A 2,845-nucleotide genomic window follows, 5' to 3' on the forward strand; every position below is an offset into this window, starting at 1 on the left:
GTCGCAGGCCGGCGAGCTGGCGACCGCGCAAAGCCGCATCGCCGAGCTGGAGGCCGGCGCCGAGCAGTCCGCCCAGGAGCTGGCCGACGTGCGCGCCTCGCTCGCCCAGGTGCAGGAGCAGGCCCACACCGCCGAGGCCCGCGCTGTCGAGATCGAGCGCAGGGCCGGCGAGTTGCGCGCCGAGCTGGACCGCGCCCACGTCGAGGCCGACCGACTGCGCGCCGAGGCCATCGACCAGAAGCAGCACGCCCAGGCGCTGGCCGGCGAGCTGGCGACCGTGAAGGCCAAGGCCGAGGCGACCGAGCAAGCGCACCAGGAGCAGCGCAAGACCGCCGCCGAGGAAGCCCACCGCACCGCCGAACGCATGGCGAAGGCCGAGGCCGACCGCGAGGAAGCCCGCAGGGATGCCGCCAAGGCCCGCGAGGAAGCCGCCCGACTGGCCGGCAAGCTGGATGCCCTCACCGAGCAGAACGCCGCCCTGCTGGCCGCCATGAAGGCCACCGAGGCGCCCCAGGCATCGACCGAGGCCGCACCCGCGAAGCCGGCGCGCAAGCCCCGGAAACCGGCCGAGTAATCCTTGGTGACAGATCCCGCAGGCCTGGCTGGCGGTTTTGTCACCATTGCCCGCCCTTGGTGACAAACGCGAGCTGGCCAGGTGGATCTGTTGTCACCAAGAGCGCCGGCTAAGGCTTGCCCTTCCCCTTATCCAGCTCGGGCGGTACTCGCTTCGGGTTGCGGGTATAGGTTGGCACCTCGTCAGCCTTGTTGCCCTTGGTCAGCCCGGCAATCAGCCGCTGCGGGTTGCGGACGTAGAACGTCACCTTGTCGGCGTCGTCCAGCGTCATCCGATACTCGGGCAAGGTGTGCGCCTCGATGATCTCGCGGACCATGCGGCGGAACTCACGCAAGGTGCCCTTGCTGCCGGCCTTCTCTTGCAGCAGCTCAAGCCCGATGCTCCACAGGGTTTGATGCCCGCAATGCTTGCGCGCCAGCTCGTACAGGCGCCGCTCCAACGGCCGGCGAAGCCTGAAATAGTCCGGGTGGATGGTCAGCACTTCATGCGCCTGGACCGCATTAAAAAGCCACTTGGACAAGGTGACTTCGACCGCAATCATGCGCTCGTCGTCGGGCGCCCGCTCGATGATCGTCCAAGAGTCGATAATGCCGAAGCCCTCTTTGACGCGCTGCCCGCCAGTCCGAATGTCCGTCTTGATCGTGGTCCCGCGCAGGCGCTCTAGGGCGTTCTCGAGGCGCTGATACTCGGCGCCGCCTGTGGGCTTGTTGGTCGATACAAGGTAGTCATGCACCGTAAAGCGCACGGTCCGATTCTTCGCGTCGTCCCGGCCTCGGTTCAGCCCCTCGGTCATCTGGCTGACGACGTAAATCAAAACGTCCTTGTCGAACTGCGTCGCCCGGCCCTTGATCGACGGATAGACCTCGACGCTGCGGTTTCCGTCCTTGCTCTCCCATGTCCACGTCGACAAGTCGGCCTTGGTCGAAAGCGTGAAGATCGGCGCTTCCATGCTCGCGCCGTCGTCCTTCAGCGCGTAGTCGAACAGATCGGCAAGGAAGAAATCGCGGTCAGTGTGGCGCAGTGGCAGCAAGGCCGGACGCTCGCGCTTGACCGGCGCCGGCAGCTTGGCCGGCGTGGTGTCCTGAGCGGGGGCCGGCGCCCCGCCGGCTGCAAGGTCTAGAACGCCCTGCGCCTCGGCCTGGGGGTTCTGCTGACGGCCCTTTCGGGCCTTGGTATCATTCGCCATGCGGATTCTCCTGGTCTGACTGGGGGATTAAGGGGCGCCACTCCTGCCCGCACGGCCCGACAGTGTTACCGCACTGCCGGGCCATCTCGTTTCTAGGGGGAATATTACCGCCGGTCATACCGGGCCGGTGCTGGCCTGCCAGTTGCCCGCGTTGATGACGATTTCCGGGTGCAGGCCGGAAACGTCCACCAGTGCCGTAAGCGCCTGCTCGATGGTCCTGAACCGCACCCGCGCCCCGTTGTGGGTGATGGGGTGCACAGTGCCGTCCTGCCGTGCATGAAGGGCAAAGCCCGTTTCGTCGTCGGGCAGAAGCACGGCCTGAATCCGGGCGCTGCCCGGCATGTCGGCACGGTGGTTGAGCCGGTCCCACGTCCAAGCCCGGCCGGGCTTGTCGCGGTCCTCCACCGCGTCAAAGAAACGATCCACCATCACGCCTACTTGCTCCCTGGTCAGTCGGGTTTGCTGCTGCTCTTGATGTTCCATTGCGCCACTCCTTCAGGTGAAACCGGCGTTACCGCGCCGGGTTGATGAAAATCGTAAATACGCTTTTACGTATCGCCGTATTTCTGCATAAGCAGTTCCCGCACTTCGTCGGCGATCTTCGTGCCACGCGCCGCGCACTGCGTCTTGATCGCCCGGTGCAGGCTGGCCGGCACGTCGATGGTGAGCCGCTTCATCGGCTCCGGTCCTTCGGCCGGGGCGCGGCTTTCTACCCACGCATCAGCGGCGGCCGGCGCCGGCTTGCTGGTCGGCTTGGCGCCGATGGATACCTTCTTCGTGCTCATCGTGCGAACTCCATCAGTTCGGCCACTACGGCCTCAATCTCGGCCGCTGCCGGCCCGTCCTGGTCAATCTCATGCACAGCCAGCCCCTGGGCGGCGGCCTCCGCGAAAACAACCCGCTGCGTGATGCTGGCCGCCAGTGCCGGCACCGGGTACGCCCCGAGGGCTTCGCCCACATCGCGGCCGATAGCCGTATTTGCGATTTTACGATTAACCACAAAAGCGGCTTTCAGGTTGTCTTTGTAGACGCGGGCCTCGTCGATCAGCTTCACCACTTCATCGGCCGCCCAAATGTCGTATGGC

Annotated in this window: 3 protein-coding genes and 2 pseudogenes; 1 reads left to right on the forward strand and 4 read right to left on the reverse strand. The window is 65.8% G+C overall.

Annotated elements, in window-relative coordinates; genetic code table 11:
* Positions 1–574, forward strand: a pseudogene (locus ACK4TH_RS11360) (KfrA protein); the annotation flags it as partial.
* Between the two features lie 109 nt (positions 575–683).
* On the opposite strand, the gene ACK4TH_RS11365 reads toward ACK4TH_RS11360, so the two are convergent.
* The 4 genes and pseudogenes from ACK4TH_RS11365 to ACK4TH_RS11380 form a co-directional block, all read right to left on the reverse strand.
* On the reverse strand, positions 684–1,760 hold the full coding sequence (locus ACK4TH_RS11365; protein ID WP_409626560.1) for a replication initiator protein A: 1,077 nt from the start codon (positions 1,758–1,760) through the stop codon (positions 684–686).
* Between the two features lie 114 nt (positions 1,761–1,874).
* Positions 1,875–2,243, reverse strand: a complete 369-nt coding sequence (locus ACK4TH_RS11370) for a hypothetical protein (protein WP_409626562.1) — start codon at positions 2,241–2,243, stop codon at positions 1,875–1,877.
* Between the two features lie 65 nt (positions 2,244–2,308).
* Positions 2,309–2,545: a hypothetical protein gene (locus ACK4TH_RS11375; protein ID WP_409626564.1), complete on the reverse strand. Its 237-nt coding sequence runs from the start codon at positions 2,543–2,545 to the stop codon at positions 2,309–2,311.
* Positions 2,542–2,845 (reverse strand): annotated as a pseudogene (locus ACK4TH_RS11380) (cobyrinic acid a,c-diamide synthase); the annotation flags it as partial. The pseudogene ACK4TH_RS11380 and the gene ACK4TH_RS11375, both read right to left, overlap by 4 nt.

Origin of the sequence: Tepidimonas sp., assembly GCF_046292505.1 — a bacterium.
Lineage (GTDB): Bacteria > Pseudomonadota > Gammaproteobacteria > Burkholderiales > Burkholderiaceae_C > Tepidimonas.

Bases quoted from the DNA above. Each gene is read 5' to 3' on its own strand.
- ACK4TH_RS11365 (WP_409626560.1), bottom strand. From the start codon at position 1,760: ATGGCGAATGATACCAAGGCCCGAAAGGGCCGTCAGCAGAACCCCCAG.
- ACK4TH_RS11370 (WP_409626562.1), bottom strand. From the start codon at position 2,243: ATGGAACATCAAGAGCAGCAGCAAACCCGACTGACCAGGGAGCAAGTA.
- ACK4TH_RS11375 (WP_409626564.1), bottom strand. From the start codon at position 2,545: ATGAGCACGAAGAAGGTATCCATCGGCGCCAAGCCGACCAGCAAGCCG.